At 37.8% G+C, this 20,454-nt stretch carries 17 protein-coding genes and 1 tRNA gene; 9 read left to right on the top strand and 9 right to left on the bottom strand.

Annotated elements, in window-relative coordinates:
* Nucleotides 1–30 precede the first annotated feature (30 nt).
* From FAZ19_RS17610 to FAZ19_RS17600, 3 genes are all read right to left on the bottom strand, one after another.
* Nucleotides 31–104 (bottom strand) — tRNA-Asn (locus FAZ19_RS17610).
* A gap of 124 nt (nucleotides 105–228) precedes the next feature.
* Nucleotides 229–1,926 (bottom strand): asparagine synthase B, encoded by a 1,698-nt coding sequence (gene asnB / locus FAZ19_RS17605; protein WP_136822074.1) that lies wholly within the window; start codon nucleotides 1,924–1,926, stop codon nucleotides 229–231.
* A 297-nt stretch (nucleotides 1,927–2,223) separates the two neighbouring features.
* The gene (locus FAZ19_RS17600) at nucleotides 2,224–2,484 is read right to left on the bottom strand and encodes a hypothetical protein (RefSeq protein WP_136822073.1); all 261 of its coding nucleotides are present in this window, start codon (nucleotides 2,482–2,484) and stop codon (nucleotides 2,224–2,226) included.
* 216 nt (nucleotides 2,485–2,700) lie between these two features.
* Between FAZ19_RS17600 and FAZ19_RS17595 the strand changes: the two genes are divergently transcribed.
* Nucleotides 2,701–3,258, top strand: a complete 558-nt coding sequence (locus FAZ19_RS17595) for a hypothetical protein (RefSeq protein ID WP_244927463.1) — start codon at nucleotides 2,701–2,703, stop codon at nucleotides 3,256–3,258.
* Here FAZ19_RS17595 and tamL read toward each other — a convergent pair.
* Nucleotides 3,255–5,603 (bottom strand): translocation and assembly module lipoprotein TamL, encoded by a 2,349-nt coding sequence (tamL, locus tag FAZ19_RS17590; protein WP_136822072.1) that lies wholly within the window; start codon nucleotides 5,601–5,603, stop codon nucleotides 3,255–3,257. The genes FAZ19_RS17595 and tamL overlap by 4 nt on opposite strands.
* 5 nt (nucleotides 5,604–5,608) lie before the next feature.
* Here tamL and FAZ19_RS17585 point away from each other — a divergent pair, with 5 nt between their 5' ends.
* Genes FAZ19_RS17585 through FAZ19_RS17575 form a run of 3 tightly spaced genes read left to right on the top strand, consistent with a single transcriptional unit; the run spans nucleotide 5,609 to nucleotide 8,846 of the window.
* On the top strand, nucleotides 5,609–6,367 hold the full coding sequence (locus FAZ19_RS17585) for a TrmH family RNA methyltransferase (protein WP_136822071.1): 759 nt from the start codon (nucleotides 5,609–5,611) through the stop codon (nucleotides 6,365–6,367).
* 4 nt (nucleotides 6,368–6,371) lie between these two features.
* Nucleotides 6,372–7,547 (top strand): MFS transporter, encoded by a 1,176-nt coding sequence (locus FAZ19_RS17580; protein WP_136822070.1) that lies wholly within the window; start codon nucleotides 6,372–6,374, stop codon nucleotides 7,545–7,547.
* 24 nt (nucleotides 7,548–7,571) lie between these two features.
* Nucleotides 7,572–8,846 carry an AI-2E family transporter gene (locus FAZ19_RS17575; protein WP_136822069.1) on the top strand — a complete coding sequence of 425 codons (1,275 nt, stop codon included), beginning with the start codon at nucleotides 7,572–7,574 and terminating at the stop codon, nucleotides 8,844–8,846.
* Nucleotides 8,847–8,912: 66 nt separating this feature from the next.
* Here FAZ19_RS17575 and FAZ19_RS17570 read toward each other — a convergent pair whose 3' ends face one another.
* The 4 genes from FAZ19_RS17570 to FAZ19_RS17555 form a co-directional block, all read right to left on the bottom strand.
* A complete protein-coding gene (locus FAZ19_RS17570) occupies nucleotides 8,913–10,244 on the bottom strand; it encodes a DUF3472 domain-containing protein (RefSeq protein ID WP_136822068.1) in 1,332 nt (443 codons plus the stop codon).
* A gap of 158 nt (nucleotides 10,245–10,402) precedes the next feature.
* Nucleotides 10,403–11,422 carry an N-acetyl-gamma-glutamyl-phosphate reductase gene (gene argC, locus FAZ19_RS17565; RefSeq protein ID WP_136822067.1) on the bottom strand — a complete coding sequence of 340 codons (1,020 nt, stop codon included), beginning with the start codon at nucleotides 11,420–11,422 and terminating at the stop codon, nucleotides 10,403–10,405.
* A complete protein-coding gene (gene argG, locus FAZ19_RS17560) occupies nucleotides 11,422–12,609 on the bottom strand; it encodes an argininosuccinate synthase (protein WP_136822066.1) in 1,188 nt (395 codons plus the stop codon). The genes argC and argG overlap by 1 nt, the downstream gene beginning before the upstream one ends.
* Nucleotides 12,610–12,666: 57 nt before the next feature.
* Complete coding sequence (locus tag FAZ19_RS17555) at nucleotides 12,667–13,383, bottom strand: GNAT family N-acetyltransferase (RefSeq protein ID WP_136822065.1); 717 nt, start codon at nucleotides 13,381–13,383, stop codon at nucleotides 12,667–12,669.
* A gap of 504 nt (nucleotides 13,384–13,887) precedes the next feature.
* Here FAZ19_RS17555 and FAZ19_RS17550 point away from each other — a divergent pair.
* Nucleotides 13,888–14,130: a hypothetical protein gene (locus tag FAZ19_RS17550; RefSeq protein ID WP_136822064.1), complete on the top strand. Its 243-nt coding sequence runs from the start codon at nucleotides 13,888–13,890 to the stop codon at nucleotides 14,128–14,130.
* A 45-nt stretch (nucleotides 14,131–14,175) separates the two neighbouring features.
* On the opposite strand, the gene FAZ19_RS17545 is transcribed toward FAZ19_RS17550, so the two are convergent.
* Nucleotides 14,176–16,332 (bottom strand): S9 family peptidase, encoded by a 2,157-nt coding sequence (locus FAZ19_RS17545; protein WP_229707633.1) that lies wholly within the window; start codon nucleotides 16,330–16,332, stop codon nucleotides 14,176–14,178.
* 126 nt (nucleotides 16,333–16,458) lie between these two features.
* Here FAZ19_RS17545 and FAZ19_RS17540 point away from each other — a divergent pair, with 126 nt between their 5' ends.
* The 4 genes from FAZ19_RS17540 (at nucleotide 16,459) to recA (ending at nucleotide 20,370) form a co-directional block, all read left to right on the top strand.
* Nucleotides 16,459–18,084 carry a S8 family peptidase gene (locus FAZ19_RS17540; RefSeq protein ID WP_229707632.1) on the top strand — a complete coding sequence of 542 codons (1,626 nt, stop codon included), beginning with the start codon at nucleotides 16,459–16,461 and terminating at the stop codon, nucleotides 18,082–18,084.
* A gap of 74 nt (nucleotides 18,085–18,158) precedes the next feature.
* Entirely contained in the window at nucleotides 18,159–18,338 is a 180-nt protein-coding gene (locus tag FAZ19_RS17535; RefSeq protein WP_136822063.1) for a hypothetical protein, read from the top strand.
* A 95-nt stretch (nucleotides 18,339–18,433) separates the two neighbouring features.
* Complete coding sequence (nth, locus tag FAZ19_RS17530) at nucleotides 18,434–19,111, top strand: endonuclease III (protein WP_136822062.1); 678 nt, start codon at nucleotides 18,434–18,436, stop codon at nucleotides 19,109–19,111.
* A 236-nt stretch (nucleotides 19,112–19,347) separates the two neighbouring features.
* A complete protein-coding gene (gene recA, locus FAZ19_RS17525) occupies nucleotides 19,348–20,370 on the top strand; it encodes a recombinase RecA (RefSeq protein ID WP_136822061.1) in 1,023 nt (340 codons plus the stop codon).
* The last annotated feature ends 84 nt before the right edge of the window (nucleotides 20,371–20,454 follow it).

Raw genomic sequence — 20,454 nt, 5'->3', positions numbered from 1 at the left:
AACCGGCCTGTAAGCCGGTTTTTATTTTCGCTCCTGAAGCTGGGCTCGAACCAGCGACCCTCTGATTAACAGTCAGATGCTCTAACCAGCTGAGCTATTCAGGATCATATTAGAAGTACTTCCTTCTAAAGTTTTACAAAGATAAAGCTTCGTGATTAAAATTCAAAGAAAAAAACATTTTAAGATTAAAAAAAGGACTCCGCATTTTTTTAATCTTAAAATGTTTCACTAGTTATTTACAATAGTCTCTTCGTGCTTCTTTCCATAGCTCTCATTGTGCACACTAGCGACCGCACGACCGGAGGGATCGTTAAGGTTTTGAAATGACGCATCCCACAACAGTGCTTCGGGTGTACTACATGCAACCGACTTAACAGAGGGTACTGTCAATGCAGCCGCTTCCGAAGGAAAATGAGACTCAAAAATTGATCTGTACAGATATTCCTCCTTATTTTTTGGCGGATTAATTGGAAATCTTTCTGCAGCGCTACTAAACTCGGCATCCGTAACTTTGTTTTCTGCTTGTTCTTTCAAGGTATCAATCCAACTGTACCCTACTCCATCCGAAAATTGCTCTTTTTGACGCCAAGCAATACTTTCTGGTAAATAATCTTCAAATGCTTTCCGAACAACCCATTTCTCCATTCTCTCCGCTGTTATCATTTTATCCGAAGGGTTGATTGTCATGGCTACATCCATAAACTCTTTATCCAAGAATGGCACACGGCCTTCTACACCCCATGCCGCCAAAGACTTGTTAGCTCGCAGACAATCGTACAAATATAACTTTTTAAGCTTCCGAACTGTTTCTTCATGAAATTCTTGTGCATTTGGCGCTTTATGAAAATACAGATATCCACCAAATAATTCATCGGATCCTTCTCCCGAAAGAACCATTTTAATACCCATAGATTTAATCACACGCGCCAATAAGTACATCGGTGTTGATGCCCGAATCGTCGTTACATCATAAGTTTCCAAATGATAGATAACATCACGTATCGCATCTAATCCCTCTTGGATGGTAAAATTAATTTCGTGGTGAATAGTACCGATGTGATCTGCTGCCTTTTGTGCCGCGATTAAGTCCGGAGCGCCTTTTAATCCAACCGCAAACGAGTGCAGCTGAGGATACCAAGCTTCCTCCGCATCACCAGATTCAACTCTCTTGGATGCAAACTTTTTAGTTATTGCTGCAATAACAGAAGAATCTAATCCCCCTGATAGAAGCACGCCATAAGGCACATCCGACATTAATTGACGATGCACCGCATCTTCCAAAGCCTTACGGAGCTTGTCAATATCCGTTTGATTATCTTTTACACTATCATATGATTCCCATTCTCTAGTATACCATCTTTGCGGCTGTGTATCTTCTAAACTATTTATATAATGTCCGGGGGGGAATTGTTCTATCCGAGAACAAAATCCTTCCAATGATTTCAACTCTGAAGCTACGAAAAACTGTCCTTTTTCATCATAGCCATAATAAAGTGGAATAATACCCATATGATCGCGAGCGACAAAATAGGAATCGTTACGTGAATCATATAAAGCAAAACCAAATATACCGTTCAAATCCTCCACAAATGAAGAGCCTTTTTCAAGATATAAGGCTAGTATTACTTCTGAATCTGATTGCGTCGCAAAATTATAATTAGGCAAGGAATTTCTTAGTTCTTGATGATTATAGATTTCTCCATTTACAGCTAACACTACTGTTCCATCAGGACTAAACAACGGTTGACTTCCAGATTTAGGATCTACAATAGCCAAACGCTCATGGGCTAAAATAGCTTTCTCTGAACTGAAAATACCAGACCAATCCGGCCCACGGTGTCTAATTCTTTTAGACATCTCTAAAGCTTGGGGTCTAATCTTTCCTTCTTCTTCTTTTAAATCGAATGCTCCTATAATTCCGCACATACATATATAACTTTATCGTTCATATTTTATAACACAAAGGAAACAATAAAAAAACGAAATTCATAACATTATTTATTTTCCCTTACTAATTTAATAAAAAAAAACACATTTTATTATAAATAAGATTGTTAAAATAACCAATTCGTATGAAAGGAAATTATGCATAAAGTGTACATCACACATTTACAGCAGCTACAATACGATGTAAAGAAACTGCATAAAAAATAAAAAAGAGTAACGAATCCGCTACTCTTTTTTTACCTTATATAAATTCTCTTTAGAAAAACATTAACTAAATTATTCTTTCTTACTACCAAATCCTAAAATAGCGAAAACAACTTTAAAAGCTAAAAACGACGCTAGCAAAACTGCGAGATTAGCGATCAAAGAAAAAATAAAAGTAGATTGACCTAGTGAAGGAATCACATCAGGAACAAACCTTACAAATACGCCAAATAAACCAATAATAATCGCAATGGTTAGGGATACGTAATAACCTGTTTGATTTGCATTATTATCCGTTTTTTTTGGTTGTCTCTCGATAGCTGTATTTTCCATATCAGTGCGTTGTCTTTATTAAATTGATACAAATGTACAAAGTAATCCATCAATAAAAAATATTTTCATCTGATTATTTTTTGTTTTTCATCTATAAGATGAAGCCTTTGACAATTAAAATGTCCATTAACCTTTATGATTATGTTGATCAGGTAAGTTCATTTGTTTTGTTTAAATATGTCAATGTAAAAATGCAGAAGTATTATCGATTTTATTTTGATTATTTTTGTAGTAAATCATTTTGAAATGAAGCACATTCTATATTTTGCAATTACAATTGTTCCTTTTCTTTCTGCAGCGCAAGAACAAAGGATAGACAATTTTATTGTGAAAGAAAATTTAACACAAAATGGAAAAATAGCTATTGTTGCCGTGGATTCCGCAGAGGTTGCAGATGAAAGCATCGACGGTACATTTCTGTTTTCTATGAATGGTTTACAACAAAGTTTACAATTCCATCAAGGTGTAGCAGTACCTTCTCAAAAAATAGATGGATCAATATTTGTTTTTTTAAAGCATAAAAATCAAGACAACTCCACAGGTCGACTTTATTTTATACATAAAAAAGATAACAGTTTGAATCCTTATAAAATTAACGGCTTATTATTACTGATTATCCCGGCATTAATGCTACTGATAGCATACGTATTCAAAAGAATGCTGCTGACCCTTATCATACTCGGCTTAATTTATGGATACTTCTCTTTCAGCAAAGGCTTAGCTTTTTCGCAGATACTCGAAAGTGCATTTCAGATTTTAAAAAATTTATTCTAAAAAGGTAAGCCAACTCCAAAATTATATTGAATGAAATTATAACGATCCGGACGATTAGAGTTATAATATTCCTGTTTGAAATCCTTAGCATCAAATATTTTCTGAATCACCCATTGATCAGTGCCTACAAACTGAGGATCCTTCACTTTTAATCCCGCATCAAGTCGCATAATAAAATAGTCCATATCAAAGCGTAGACCGAACCCGGTACCTATTGCGATCTGTGAAAAGAGCTTATTTATCTCAAATTGACCATTCGGATTAAAACGGTCTTCCCGAAGACGCCAAATATTCCCCATGTCTACAAATGTAGCACCATTCATCTTAGCGCCTAAAAAGTTATTCAATAATCGAAAACGGTATTCTAAATTTGTCTCTAGTTTCACCTCTCCCAATTGATCTAAGTTCCGAAGACTCAGCCGGAGGTTTTCATCCGTTATACCCGCTCTATTATAATTTCCAGGACCTAATGTCCGCGCCTGCCACGCCCGGATACCGTTCATACCTCCAGAAAAAAAACTTTTCTCAAAAATAAGCAATTCAGAATTATTTCCGTAAGGAAGGGCCAAACCACCGTTAAAACGGAAAACAACCTGTCGATTTCCCCCTAAATGTTTATACAACCGATAATCGACCTCTCCCTTTATATATTGCAGATAAGGCACATTAAAAAGCATACGTTGATTGTCTTCGTTTCGCTGAAAATCAAATGCGTTACTCACTGCCCCCAATATATTGCCACTCAAATCGAGCGATCCTCTGATAAACGAAAAATTTTCTAATTTAAGTAACTGAGGTGCGTTCCATGTAACCGCATATTGTGAACCTAAACCAAAATATTCTCGGTCATTTGATTCCACATATAGATTATAGCCTTCTTTAATTAAATTCTCCTTAAAATTATCGTTAAATTTCCCTACGCGATATTCCAATACGATTGGGGTATAGCTATGCTGTAAATTAGGAGACTGCCACCAAGAATAGTTCAACGTATTAATCAAATAGCGATTAGAATACGTATTATCTTGATCGAACAGCTGTAAGCTAGACGAAAAAGTGGTGCGAGGCAATCCGTATTTTCCAATCCCACTTATCTGGAATGGCAACAATAACCGAGGTACAACTAAATTGACACCTACTTGAAAATCATTGTTAAAAATCTTCTGCGAAAGATTCCCTTCCAAGCGAGGATCAAATAACACGCCATAGCGCAATTTTACCTCCAGTAATTCCGCACCTCCAAAAATATTCCGGTGAGAGAAAGTATTTCCGACATTAAAGCCGCTCATCCCGGAACTAAAGGTATATTCCCCCTCCACTTGGTTGGCCATCAGTGCGCGTGGTATCAATTCATATTTCACATCCAACAAACTACTATCTACCTTTTCGAAATTAATTTTTACGCTGCGAAAGCCATTCATTTCATACAAACGATCATACGACAAGTTCTCATTACTTAAGCTATAAGTTTGTCCTTTCCGCAAATACATATAACGGGAAATCGGGCGCAATCTGAAACGGCCTGTTTCGTCGATAAAATCCACATTAATACTACTATCGTGATATGCTTTTACCTCTCTTTTCATCTCGTCCGAAGTAGGTCGAATTACAAGTGATACATTATTAATTTTATAGGTACGGTGTCTATCATTTTCCGGGCTTAGTACCTGAACAGTGAGATCTACCTGATCTCCCATTCGATTAGTGTCTACACCCACACGCATATACTGCCTTACATAATCGTAATAACCTTTATTTTTTACGGCGATGTAAAGTCTTTCGCGTTCCTGAAGGAGCTTAGCAGCGTCATATTTTTCACCAATTTTAATTTGGGTCGATGGCAATACATCCATTTCATAAATTCGCTTTATTACGGTATCCTGAAATTCATAGTCTATTTTGGCCAAGAAATATGGATTTCCCAGATTTGCATTAAAATCGAGTTGTGCTTTTTTCCGGTTTATTCCTATTCGTGTATTAACCGAAGCATTGAAATATCCCTTCGTAGTGAGGAAACTTTGGATCTGGCTAGCAGATAGTTCTACTAAAGAGGAATCTAAAATATGAGGAGCCTCGCCAACCTGACGTATATTCTCCGTTTTATACTTTCCGTTTCGGGTATTAAAGATATTATACATTGTTAAATTCAACGCCGAATTGGGTCTAATTTCATTAGAAATATAGAGAGAAGATTGTTCTTTCAGCTCATTGGTAATACCAATTAAATCTATGTCGGTTACTAAAGCTTGATCAGCCTCCAAGTACTTTGCAGAACGACAGGATGTAAAAATTAACAGTAAAAGCGTTATACTTGTAAAAATTAAAAAGCTTCTATTTTTAGTCATTAAATATGTTGTCAAAAGCGCAGATCAGTTTTATAACTTCACTGCAACATAAAAAATTCCGAACACAATATAGTTTATTCGTGGTCGAAGGTATTAAATCTGTAGTAGAATTTGTGCACTCTTCTTACAATGTACAAAAAATATTTGCCACACAAGATACATGGGCAAAATTGGGTAAAATCTCTCAAAACATAAAATGTGAAGAAATAACGGAGGTGGAACTGTCGAAGATAAGCAATCTTAAAAATCCGCAAGGGGTATTGGCGCTAGTCGAAATTCCACAGGTTACGCAATTGAATGTGGACACCTTAAAAGATAAACACAGTATTATTTTGGATGACATCCAAGATCCAGGTAATTTAGGTACAATCATACGTACTGCTGAATGGTTTGGCATCACCACGATTTTGTGCTCGAAAGGTACTGTAGATACGTACAATCCAAAAGTCGTTCAAGCGACCATGGGCTCGCTTTCTAGGCTACATATCTATTATATAGACATAGAAGAATTCTTATCACAATGCACGTTACCCACATTTGGCGCCTTACTGGAAGGGCATAGTATCTACGAAACTAACTTCGGAAAGGAGGGATTAATTATTATGGGAAATGAAGGAAACGGGATTCGCAAAAGTGTGATTAAAAAAATACAACAGGCCGTAACTATTCCTAGAATCGGGCACGCTGAATCGTTAAATGTCGCGATAGCTACAACTATATTTTGCACCGAAGTAACGAGACAAAAGATGCTGTCCAAAAAATAATAAAATGTCGGAAAAGCCGAAATCGATATATACGCTGCAGTTTGGATTACTTTGTCTGAGTTCATTGTTATTCTCCGCAAGTTTCAACATGATCATTCCCGAACTTCCAAATTATCTCAGCTCTTTAGGAGCAGCCGAACACAAAGGATTGATCATCGCACTTTTCACACTTACGGCAGGTATATCGAGACCTTTTAGCGGTCGACTTACAGACAAATGGGGACGAGTTCCTGTGATGGCTATTGGATCGATTGTTTGTGTAATCTGTAGTTTACTCTATCCACTATTAAGTTCAGTCGCGGGCTTCTTTCTTCTGCGCTTAATTCACGGTTTTTCCACAGGTTTTAAACCTACCGCCACATCCGCGTATATCGCAGATATCATCCCTGCCAACCGATGGGGCGAGGCTTTGGGCATGCATGGGTTATGTTTTAGTCTAGGAGGAGCAATTGGACCAGCCGTAGGCAGCGCCGTGGCCCAATCATTTGATATACACACCATGTTTTACTGCTCATCTGGGTTTGCATTATTCTCTATTATGATCGTAATGAATATAAAGGAAACATTAATTCCAACACAAAAATTCTCACGAGACATGCTCCGAATTTCGCGATCTGATATAATTGAACGAAGGGCAATTCCCGCCGGCATTGTAACATTGCTATCCTACTCCGCCTACGGTGTAATCCTTACTTTAATTCCAGACTGGAGCGAACATTTGGGTATAAATAACAAAGGATTATTCTTTTCGGCTTATACCTTAACATCTATAGGTGTCCGGTTCGTCTCAGGAAAGGTTGCTGACCGCCATGGAAGAATCAATGTCATGCTAGTAGGCTTAATAATTATATCAATCGCTTTATTTTTACTTGGTTTTGGAAATACTATTAATGGTCTCCTACTAGGAGCTTGTCTATATGGAATTGGCACAGGCATACTGTCTCCTGCGCTAAATGCATGGACAATTGATCTCTCATTACCGCAGTATCGCGGAAAAGCAATGGCGACGATGTACATTGCCCTAGAGATCGGAATTGGTGGGGGAGCACTGTTTTCAGGTTATCTATATCACGACGATATTTCAAGAGTTCCTTATATTATGTATGGAAATGGAATAGTCATTTTATTTTCTGTAATTTATGTTTTATATTGGGATTGGATAAACAAAAAAGCATCTTAACTGTTGTTTGATAAACTAAATTTTATGGAAAATGATTCTTCAAAAAGATCGTATGCGCTTGACCTCGCGTCAAGTTTACTAGCGCTCGGACTTATCATCGCATTGATGTACGTAACTCAAAGTGTGCTGGTACCATTATTATTCGCTATTTTGATATCAATTACACTATTTCCACTAGCACGTTTTTTTGAAAGGCTGCGTTTGGGAAAAGCATTTTCCGCAATTTTATCTGTCATTGCTGCCATTGCAATTATTTCAACAATTGGTTGGTTTATTGTTCACCAAAGTATTATTATTGGTAAGGATGCTTCTGCAATTACCGAAAAAGTTTTGTCCGTCTTTGAAAGATTGCAAGTGTGGACTCAGGAGACTTTTGGTATAGAACGCAGTCAAATGATGGATAAACTTCAAGAACAAGGCAATAAAGCATTGGAAAACACTGGGAGTCTCCTATCGAGCACCTTTGGCTCTATAGGTAATACCTTAGCCGGAACAGTGTTAGTCCCTCTATTTAGTTTTTTCCTTCTATATTACCGTGATTTCTTTCGTGAATTTTTTTTCAAAACGTTCAAATCTACCCCGCAGCGAAAGGTGAATGAAGTATTGAATAAGATTTATGAAGTAGTACAGAGCTATTTGCTGGGTCTAGTGACAGTAATGGGAATTGTAGCCGTACTAAATACGGGTGGATTGATGTTAATGGGAATTGACTATGCATGGTTTTTTGGATCGTTGGCTTCCTTGCTAATGCTACTGCCATATATCGGTATTGCGATTGGCTCTATTCTTCCGGCATTATTTGCACTGGCCGTAAAAGACAGTGCCTGGTATGCATTAGGCGTCGTTATTTGGTTTCAGTTGGTTCAATTTTTAGAAGGTAACATCATTACTCCGAATATAGTAGGAAGTAAAGTGAGTATTAACCCCTTAATGGCAATTATTGGTATTTTACTAGGTGGTATGCTTTTTGGTCTATCTGGTTTAATATTAGCTTTACCTTTGATAGCTACTTTAAAAGTTATCTTCGACGCAGTCCCAAGTATGCAGGCCATTGGATTTTTAATCGGCGAGCCAGAAAAAGAACATTTAAAAACAAATTCCACACAAGAGCTATTAATGAAATGGGGAATAGTACGGAAACCGAGAAATAAAAAGAAAATCCAATTGGATGTGAATGTAGATGTTGAATCTACACCTGCAACAACTACGTTAAATTATAAAGAAATTCACGAATCGGAACAGAATCCATATAAAAACTTAAGCGAAGAGTCAGGCAACGAAAAGGGCACAGAAAAATAAAAGAGCGAGATGTTCGCTCCTTTATCATAGTTTTTTAAGTACGCTATTTTTTCTATTTCGCTCGGACTAGGGTAGTTTTTCAAAATCAATATTTGGAACAGTATTCTTATTATCAAATGAGAAGGTGCTACCAGGAGTTACGATTTCATTAAAGAATCCTCCATTTTTCAGAAAGTATCCATTTGGGGTTACTCCTCCTACGGCATCTATTCGCTGTTTCGCATGATAGGTATTGTCTACTGTAAATCGTGCTGACGTAATTTTATTCCACTCGCCATTGTACACCCATTGATTTTTGAACTCTACCTGACGTTCCAAATATCCTTGATTAGGACTAAAATTCTCCAAGAAGCTGTGAAAACTAGTCAAATAGGTATTCGTCTTCGGGCGCTTGAAGCTTGCGACGATTTGCCACTGCCGGGTATCGGGATTAAAAAACCATGCAGAATAATCGGTGTGGTCATTTCCGTCAGGAATTCCTTTTAGCAAAAATCGGTAGGTGATACCGGCTTTCCAATTATACCGCAAATAGCTTTGGCCTCCTGATCCTTCATTACCGAACTCTCCAGTATGAACCTCTACGCCTTTTCTATTCAGGATAATCTGCTGATCATCAGGAACTGTTCTTGGATCATCCGTCTGGAATGGACTCCATACGGAAAACAGTATTCTTCTTTCCCGTTCGGAATTTACTTGAATACCGAAATATCCCTGCCCGAAACCTATAGCCATAAAATATGAACCAATCTTATCTTCACCCTCTGGAATAGTAATTTCATTATAATAATAGGTAGCATTTGATATTCCGGAAACATCGTAATTCATATGGCATGAAGGCCCTCTTCTCGCCCAATAGTAATAATTTGGATCATCAGAATACAACACACCATCTGCTACGGCTTCACCTGAAATTAAGAGATGCGAAATCTCTCCATAGCTATTGCCGGAAGTATTGACACCTTGAACACTCACTTTCACGTAACCATCGCCCGCTACGCGAAACTCTCCAACATTAATCTCTCCAAAACTAGACGAAAACAGTTCGATTTCTTCATATCTTTCACCTACTGAAACCCGAACACGGGACTTTTGACCTTCAGATGCTTTGGCTCGAAGCTTTAAGGAAAAGGTCCCTCCTTTCGAGGCTCGAAAATAAACACTTGTAACAGTAGAAGATTCTGACCAGTTTGTCAAACCGGTATTAGAAATTATTTCTTTGGCATGAGAACCCTTATAGGTAAAGAAGGCATTTCCGGCCAACGGAATTTCATACGTTTTGTCCTCGAATTTAATAGCCGACAAAGAACGATCTGTCGTAACATTAGCTTTTAAATGGTTGTTGCTAATGAGGAATACTACACCTAACAGAATAACACTTTTTAAATATTGTCTTATCATAAATTTAGAATAAGCAATAAAAATACAACATGCATTCTGTTAATAATATACCCGTTGCATCATCAAACGTTTGCGCAAAATGCGTTTTAAAAAATAGGGCAACAAGAAAGCCAATTCCTGCAGGAATTGGCTTTCTTGTATAGACATTAATATTTTTCTTAAAATCCGATCGACTTCAGATTCAAGCCTGTACGCTCATCCAAACCAAACAACAGGTTCATATTCTGTACAGCCTGACCGGAAGCTCCTTTTAACAAGTTGTCGGTCGCATTCAATACCAATAGTTGATTACCGTGTTTTTCTAGATGAATAATGCTTTTATTTGTATTGACAACTTGTTTTAAATCAATATTTTCATTAGATATATGCGTAAAAGGATGTGAAGCGTAATACCTTTCGTACAATTCGTATGCTTCTCTTTCCGACAAATCCGATTCAAGATAGATCGTCGAAAAAATTCCCCGGGCAAAATCTCCACGCTGTGGCACAAAATTGATTTTCTCTGCGGCTCTATCTAATAAAGATTTATCTGATTGCGGTAAAAAACCATCTTGTAACTGATCTAAAGATTCTGATATCTCCTGTAAATGTTGATGTTCAAAAGATTTATAAGCGGAAAGATTGTTATTACGCCAGGAGAAATGAGTCGTCGGCCCTGGCTTTTGCCCTGCTCCTGTCGAACCTGTAGTCGCGTTAACATGTATTTGATGAGGTAATATTCCCTCACTAGCCAACGGTAACAAGGCCAACTGGATATTCGTGGCAAAACAACCTGGATTAGCAATATACTGTGCTAACTTTATAGCGTCTCGATTTAATTCGGGCAAGCCATAAATAAATCTTTTATCTTGATATGATGTATTCGCACGAAGACGATAATCTTGTGATAAATCAATGATTTTTACGGAAGCGTCAATGGAATGAGCATCTAAAAATCGTCGTGCGTCTCCATGACCTACACAAAGGAATAGAACATCAATATTCGAATGAAAATCAGAAGAAAATGTCAACTCTGTATCACCCAATAAGTCGTTATGTACCTTATACAACTTATTCCCAGCATTAGAAGCGCTATTTGCGAATACAATCTCTACATTGGGGTGGTAGATCAATATACGCAGTAATTCACCGCCAGTATACCCTGCAGAACCTACTATTCCTACTTTAATACTCTCCATTAGTCCGCCTTATTTACTTTGTGCCAAATCAGCGTCTGATTTCCAAATATCTTCGAAAACCCTTTCACATCGTCACCCGTATAGCCCTTGTTCATCTCTCCGTAGCTACCAAATTTATTAGACATTAAATCGTGATTCGACTCGATACCGATGATAACAAAACGGTATGGATGCAATTCGACAATAACGCGACCCGATACCGTCGATTGTGAACTCTGTAGAAACGCTTCAATATCGCGCATTACTGGATCGTGCATTTGACCTTCATGCATATAATTCCCATAAAATGCCGCAATCTGATCTTTCCAAGATAATTGCCATTTTGTTAACGTATGTTTTTCTAACGCATGATGCGCTTTAATCAAAATCAGGGGAGCAGCCGCTTCAAAACCAACGCGCCCCTTAATACCAATGATCGTATCACCTACGTGAATGTCGCGGCCAATACCGTAAGGCTGGGCAAGATCCTGTAGCTGTTGAATAACTTTTACAGCGTCCATTTTTTGTTCGTTCAAAGCAACAGGTTCGCCATATTCAAAATCAACCGTTATTTGACGGGCTTCTGTAGAAGTTACAGGTGTAGGCCACGCTGACTCTGGAAGATATTGATTCGATGTTAACGTCTCTGCACCTCCTACTGAAGTACCCCACAGTCCCTTATTAATCGAATACTTCGCTTTTTCGGCCGAATATTCTATGCCGTGACTATTTAAATAGTCAATTTCGGCTTCACGGCTTAATTTTAGATCACGAATTGGCGTAATGATTTCTATTCCCGGAATTAACGTTTCGAAGATCATATCAAAACGAACTTGATCGTTACCTGCTCCCGTAGAACCATGAGCCACGCATTCTGCTCCGATTGTTTTGGCATAATTTGCGATTGCCGTTGCCTGGCAGACACGTTCTGCAGATACGGATAAGGGATAAGTTGCATTTTTCAATACATTACCAAAAATCAGATATTTTATCGTTTCGCGGTAATAGTTTTCAGTTTCGTCGATCGTAGTATGCGATTTTACACCTAATTCATAAGCGCGCTTTTCAATATGTTGAATTTCTTCCTTCGAAAAACCACCCGTATTCACGACTACTGAATGAACTTCTAAACCTAGATCTCGAGTTAAATAAATACAACAAAACGAGGTATCTAAACCACCACTGAATGCTAAAACTACTTTTTTCATGCTCCTTTATAAAGAAATTTATACACGGCCTATAGAAAGCCGAACAAAGTTAACAAATTAATACCCTTTTATTGGTTTTGTACCCACTGGAATTACGGATGCGACAAATTTTTTCGTAGATTTCCATAATTTTGCTTCAATACGTTTTAAAAGCGATTGCTTCTTAGCTATCCGATCCAAACGTTCTTTTGCTTCAGCTTTACGCTGAATTTTTTCTTTAAGCTCCTTTTCCTTTTCTACAGGATCCCATAGCATCGCTGTACACATACAGTTCTTACGGTCTTTACTCATCAAGATATCGTAGTTAATACAGCTCTTACAGCCTTTCCAAAATTCTTCATCTTGTGTAAGTTCAGAATACGTTACGGGCTCGTAACCCAGGTCGGAGTTGATTTTCATCACCGCCAGTCCTGTAGTCAGTCCAAATATTTTGGAATTGGGATATTTTTCCCGAGAAAGGTCGAACACGCGCTTTTTTATTGCTTTTGCTAATCCAACCTTTCGAAAAATCGGGTTAACAATTAACCCAGAATTAGCAACATAGTCGCCATGTCCCCATGTTTCAATATAACAAAATCCGGCCCAAGTACCGTCCTTGTGCAACGCAATCACGGCCTTTCCTTCGTCCATTTTCATGGCTACATATTCCGGTTTACGACGCGCAATACCTGTTCCACGAGCTTTTGCCGATTCAAACATCTCCTCACAGATTTGTTCAGCATAATGCAAATGAGCAGATGTAGCAGGAGTAATTAAAAAATCTGAAATTGTCATCTAAGATGTCGACCTAAAATTAATGCACATTCGTGCTTTGTGATATAAACTAAATTTGAAAAAAAATCACCGATCCGGGTGACCTTTAAACAGATGGAATTAGCCTGCCTCCGCATCAAGCCCGAGGCAGAATAGGTCGTCGAAATCGCAAAATTGGACAGTTTAACGTATAAATTTCGACCATATGAGAGCCAACAAGCTTTCTCGAAGTTTGTTTTAACCATTCCATATTAGCCTTAGTACAATACATTTAAATAATGTGTTCGCTCTTTAAATCGGACATGGCAAAAGTAAAAAATAATTTTTTTCTTTTATGCAATCTTTTTGTAGTTTTTTTGAATTTTAATCAATTATATAAAACATACTTCAACAAACTATCAATTGGACTTCGCTTCTGTTAAAACGTTTAAATCCTTGCCACTGTCAATTATTTGTTAATTCGACAATAAGATTTTTCAAATTGAACAATAAATAAGCTAATTTTGGTGATTAAATAACATTATAATGGTCGGACCAAGTATTATCTTCTATATCATCTTTGCAGTTCCTTATATCTTTGTTATGTACTGGCTTGTAAAGCAAGACAAAAAGAAATATGCATGGGGATTAGCAGTCGTAACTGTTATTGCTCTTTTAGCGATATATGTATCGCAAGTAGCAAGCAGAAATGCTATTGAAAATTACAAGCAGCATCAAATTGACTCCCGGAAAATTGAAAGGGAACAATCTCAAGAATCTACCGATTAAAAGAGACTCGTATATCGAGCCTCTTTATCCTAGTCTTGGCACACGCTAATCATCAATTCCCTCTAGCTTAAGAAAAAAAGCATATTCTAATGCTTGATCTTTGAGGTAATCAAAACGGCCGGAAGCACCTCCATGACCGAAATCCATGTCGGTTTTTAACAAGATCACCTGATCGCCAGTTTTAGTCGTTCGCAATTTAGCAACCCATTTGGCAGGTTCGAAATATTGCACTTGACTGTCGTGCAATCCAGTTGTAACGAGTAGGTTGGGATAGTCTTTAGCTTCTATATTCTCATAAGGAGAATAGGATTTCATATATTCGTATGCTTCTTTATTATTCGGATTTCCCCATTCATCGTATTCATTCGTAGTGAGTGGAATACTTTCGTCCAACATTGTATTTACCACATCTACGAAGGGCACCGCAGCAATTACACCGTTCCACAAATCAGGAGCCATATTAATCACTGCCCCCATAAGCAATCCTCCAGCACTTCCACCTTCAGCATACAAATGTCCTTTAGATGTATAATTTTGTGCAAGCAAGTATTCCGCACAATTAATAAAATCCGTAAACGTATTGATCTTTTTCATCATCTTGCCATCTTCGTACCACTGACGTCCCATCTCCTCTCCTCCGCGGATGTGGGCTATGGCGAAAATGAATCCACGGTCAAGCAATGACAGACGGCTGGTGCTAAAGGTTGCATCCATGGACGCCCCATACGATCCATACGCATATAAGTACAGAGGAGCAGAACCATCCTTCTTTATCCCCTTTTTGTAAACCAGAGAAATAGGCACTTTTGTCCCATCCTTTGCAGTAGCAAACAAACGCTCCGTAACATACTGTCCAGCATCGTATCCGCCCACCACTTCCTGCTGTTTAAGCAAAGTCTTTTCTTTGCGCTTCATATTATAATCGTAGGTTGAAGAAGGTGTAACCAATGAGGTATAGCCATAACGTACTAGATCAGACTCATATTCTTCATTCGTACTGGAAAACACTTTATAAGTCGGTTCTCCCATATCTAGATAGTGGGTTGAATGATCGCTCAAATTACGAATAGCTAAATTGGTCAATCCATTTTTGCGTTCCGAAATAACGAGATAATCCCTAAATTCATCAATCCCTTCAACCAGTACATCGGACCGATGGGGAATGAATTCAGACCAATTCTCTCTACCCGTTTTATCTAACGGACATTGCATTACTTTAAAGTTTTTAGCTTTATCATTAGTCAATACCAAGAAACGATCTGCCAAAGGAATTACCGAATACAGTACGTCTTTCAATCTGGGCTGAAAAACTTTAAATTTTCCACTTGGGTCATTAGCTTTTAAAAAAAGCACTTCCGAACTTAATGTAGCAGTCGAATAAATTAGAATATATTCACCATTTTTCGATTTTCCTACACCTATATAGTTGGTATTATCTTTTTCCTCATATACTGTTACATCCTGCTTACTATCTGTCCCCAAGGTATGTCTTTTTATTTTTTCAGAGAGAAGTGTAACTGAATTTTTAGAAGTATAGAACATTGTTTTATTATCCGCTGCCCACGTCGCACTTCCGGAAGTTCTATCAATTTTATCCGTATACACTTCTCCTGTTTCCAGATTTTTGATATACAGCGTATACTCTCTTCTTGAGATCGTATCTACTCCATAAGCCAGCAACTTGTTATCAGGACTTACAGACGAGCCACCAACAGCAAAATAAGGATATCCTTTAGCCATCTCGTCTACATCCAACAGCACTTCCTCTTTTGCATCTAAGCTCCCCTTTTTTCGGCATAGTTTATAATACTGTTTTCCTTCATCCGTACGTCGGTAATAGTAATACCCATTTTTAAGATAAGGAACGGATTCATCTTTTTCTTTGATGCGGGACTTCATTTCAGTAAATAACTTAGCTTGCAACCCCTCCGTACTCTTCATCATTTCCTGGGTGTACGCATTTTCCGCCTCTAAGTACTTTACTACGTTTGCAGATTCTGGACCTTTCTTGAAATAATCGTTCAACCAATAATAATTATCCGCCACCGTATCGCCATGTATAATCCGATTAAATGGTTTAATGCCAGCCACAGGAATTTTTACATCGGGCCAAATGACAGTGGATTGTCTGGTTTGTTGCGAACAAGAAGTTAAAATAGCACCAATTAGAATCATATAATTAATTTTTGTTATTTCCATCATGTTGTGAAGGGTTTATAAAAGAGTAAAGTTATGTAAAAAGTATATGACTTTTTGCCTTTTTTAACAAGCTGATGCAATTAATAGCACTATATTTGTTTAATAGAGAAAATAACAAAACTGCAAAATATGCTTAAAAACAAACATTTGGTTGCCTTATTGGGCATCAGTATATTGCCTTTCATGGGTTTTACCCAAGACAAAAAAGATACACCTCCCGCGAACTGGTTTAATTTGGATTACAAGGCGGATGGCATTATGGGTATTAGCACCGAAAAAGCCTATGAACTATTGAAAGGGAAAAAGCCTAGTCCAGTAGTTGTGGCAGTAATAGATGGTGGCGTAGATATTGAACACGAAGATCTGAAAGATGTTTTGTGGATTAATAACAAGGATTCAAATAATGATGGCAAAGATGATGATGGAAATGGGTATATAGATGACAAATATGGCTGGAATTTTATTGGAGGAGCTAATGGCGAAAATGTAAATCACGACAATCTCGAAGTGACCAGATTAATTGCAAAATATGAACCAAAATACATATCTGTCCTACCTTCCACCCCACTTTCTGAAGCCGAACGTAGAGAATTCGTAGCCTATCAAAAAATGATTGCGGATTACACCACAAAAATGGACGAAGCGCAATTCGGAGAAACAAACTATGGTCGGCTAAAACAAGAATTGGACAATATTATATCTGTTATTGGAAAAGATCCAAAAGATATTACCAAAGCCGATTTCGACGCATTTAATGCGGTATCTGACCGTCAGAAAATGGCCGTTCGCATTGCAAAAAAGGAATTGGAAAAAAATTCATTTGAAAAATTCTATACAGACATCAAAGATGCAGACACCTACTTCGGAGATCAAGTAAAATACCATTTAAACAAAGATTTTGATCCACGTCCGATCGTGGGGGACAATTACGAAAACGCAACAGAGCAGTTCTACGGCAACAATGATGTGAAAGGTCCTGATGCAGACCATGGCACACACGTTGCAGGCATTATTGGTGCAAAACGGGACAATGGAAAAGGAATAAATGGCGTTGCTGACCAAGTCAAAATAATGGCCATTCGTGTCGTTCCAAATGGAGATGAAAGAGACAAGGACGTAGCAAACGGGATCCGTTACGCGGTAGATAATGGTGCTAAAATTATTAACATGAGTTTTGGTAAAGGCTATACTTATAATAAGAAAGTAGTGGATGAGGCTATTAAATATGCTATCGAAAAAGACGTTTTACTTGTACATGCAGCTGGCAACGACGGAAAGAATATTGATATATCAAAAAATTATCCAACCAAATATTTCACAGACAGCCTTGGTGCTATAACAGGAGAAGCCACTTCATGGATCACGGTCGGAGCAACATCTTGGGAATTAGATGGAGACCTATTGGCAGAGTTTTCAAATTACGGATACAAAACAGTCGATGTCTTCGCGCCGGGGGTAGCCATCCATTCCACTATGCCAGATTCTAAATACAAAGATCAGCAAGGAACTAGTATGGCTGCTCCGGTTGTATCTGGATTAGCAGCTCTACTGAGAGCTTATTATCCACAACTGACGGCTCAGGAGACCAAAGATATAATCCTAAAATCAGTAACTAAAGTAGATCAAAAAGTAAAAATAAATCAAGACGGCTCGTCTAAGAAAGTTTTTTTGGACGAGATCAGCACGGGAGGGGGAATCGTAAACGCTTATAATGCCATCGTAGAGGCAAATAAATTTATCTCAAATAAAAAGTAAAAAAATGTTAAATTTTCTATAATATAAATTCTTAACTTACGTTATATAAGTGTATTGTAACTAATAAGATGCGTATGGTAGAAAATTTTACAAAAACTGAAAGTCTAACTTACGAGGGGATAGCGGGGGATAACAAAATTGAGACGGAAGAGCAATTTGAAGAAAAGCTAAAAGCAACTATCAAAAAATTTACTAAAGCTCCAAGTGATCAGATTATTGAAAAAATACTCAGTTACTCCAAGTCACTCAAGTAAGTAACAACAAAAGCTACTCTAATAATAGAGTAGCTTTTGTCATGTATGTACATTATTTATATATTGTACTTTCTCAAATTCCCTATCTTTGTAGCATGTTAAAGAAAGAACGGTATAAAGAATTTGTAAGCTATTTTTCCACCCATAATCCAGATGCACAGACAGAACTAAACTATAGTAATCCTTATGAGCTTCTTGTAGCGGTAATTCTTTCTGCACAATGCACAGACAAGCGCATCAACCAAGTAACACCAGCATTATTCAAACGATTTCCCGATGTTGTTTCTCTTGCCGCAAGCAGCCCAGAGGAAGTGTTCACTTATATCCGGTCGGTAAGCTACCCCAATAATAAAGCGAAGCATCTTGTCGGTATGGCTCAAAAACTGCACGCTGAATTTAGTGGCGAGGTTCCGGAAAGAATAGACGATTTGATAAAATTACCTGGCGTCGGACGCAAAACAGCAAACGTTATCTCCTCTGTGGTATTCCAACAACCTGCAATGGCAGTCGATACACATGTTTTTAGAGTGAGTAACCGGCTAGGTTTGACAAGTAACGCTACAACCCCACTAGCAGTAGAAAAACAACTCGTAAAATATTTACCAAAGGAAACGATTGCCATTGCGCATCACTGGCTGATTCTTCACGGTCGATATATTTGTCTGGCACGTAGGCCTAAATGTGAAGAATGCCCTATTACATATATGTGTAGGTATTTTGAAAAAACACATAAGGTTATTTCAGCAACCACCTCTCCTGATAAAAATACTTAACCATTCCAACTGCTTACAGTTGAAGAGGATATTGGTACAATAAGAGCGTCGAAAATCAAAATCTTTCAAGAAATTGATTAAGTTCGTAGAAAAAGTAAATAAACTTTTCAACAAATTGGTCAACTATCTGAATTAGACCCTATCTTTATTACAAAAAATAATAGACTAATTTTTTTAGCATATTATTTTGTTATATCATTTTAATATCTTACTTTTGATTTATAAATACTAATAATATGAGCAAAGAAGACAAGTTAAAAGCACTGCAACTTACATTAGATAAACTGGACAAAACATACGGTAAGGGTGCCATAATGAAATTAGGGGATTCTGCTGTAGAACCCATTGAATCCATTTCTACCGGTTCATTGGGCTTAGACATCGCTTTAGGAATTGGCGGTGTTCCGAAAGGACGAGTGATCGAAATATACGGTCCTGAATCTTCTGGTAAAACTACCTTAGCGACCCATATCGTTGCTGAAGCACAAAAAAAAGGTGGTATAGCAGCAATCATAGATGCGGAGCATGCTTTTGACAAGTACTATGCTCAAAAATTAGGCGTAGATATTGAAAATCTTTTGATCTCTCAACCCGATAACGGTGAGCAAGGGCTGGAAATTGCAGATAACCTTATTCGATCAGGCGCAATTGACGTTATCGTAATAGATTCTGTCGCCGCTTTAGTTCCGAAAGGTGAGATTGAAGGTGAAATGGGCGATTCCAAAATGGGCCTTCAAGCACGTTTAATGTCACAGGCGTTACGTAAATTAACCGGTACAATATCCAAAACAAACTGCTGCTGTATCTTTATTAACCAATTACGTGAAAAGATCGGCGTGATGTTTGGCAATCCAGAAACTACGACCGGTGGTAACGCTTTAAAATTCTATGCATCCGTACGCTTGGATATTCGTCGTACCTCACAAATCAAAGATGCGGACGAGGTGTCGGGTAATCGTGTAAAAGTAAAAATTGTAAAAAACAAGGTAGCACCACCTTTTCGTATAGCTGAATTTGATATCATGTTTGGAGAAGGGATTTCAAAAGTTGGCGAAATAATCGATTTAGGGGTAGAATATGGCATTGTTAAAAAATCAGGCTCCTGGTTTAGTTACGGAGACACCAAGCTAGGTCAGGGACGTGATGCAGTGAAATCTTTATTATCGGACAACCCAGATCTTAGCGACGAGATAGAAGCTAAGATTAGAGCGGAAGTGAGTGGAGTCAATCTAGATCAGTCAGTTTTAAGTAAGGAATAAACTTTATTCATATATACTGTAAAGAAAGAGCAACCGAAAATTGGTTGCTCTTTCTTTTTCACTTACATTTTTTCAAGGCAATTT

The organism is Sphingobacterium alkalisoli (assembly GCF_005049105.1).
GTDB classification, from domain to species: Bacteria; Bacteroidota; Bacteroidia; order Sphingobacteriales; family Sphingobacteriaceae; genus Sphingobacterium; species Sphingobacterium alkalisoli.
This window is presented reverse-complemented; position numbering and strand designations above follow the sequence as displayed.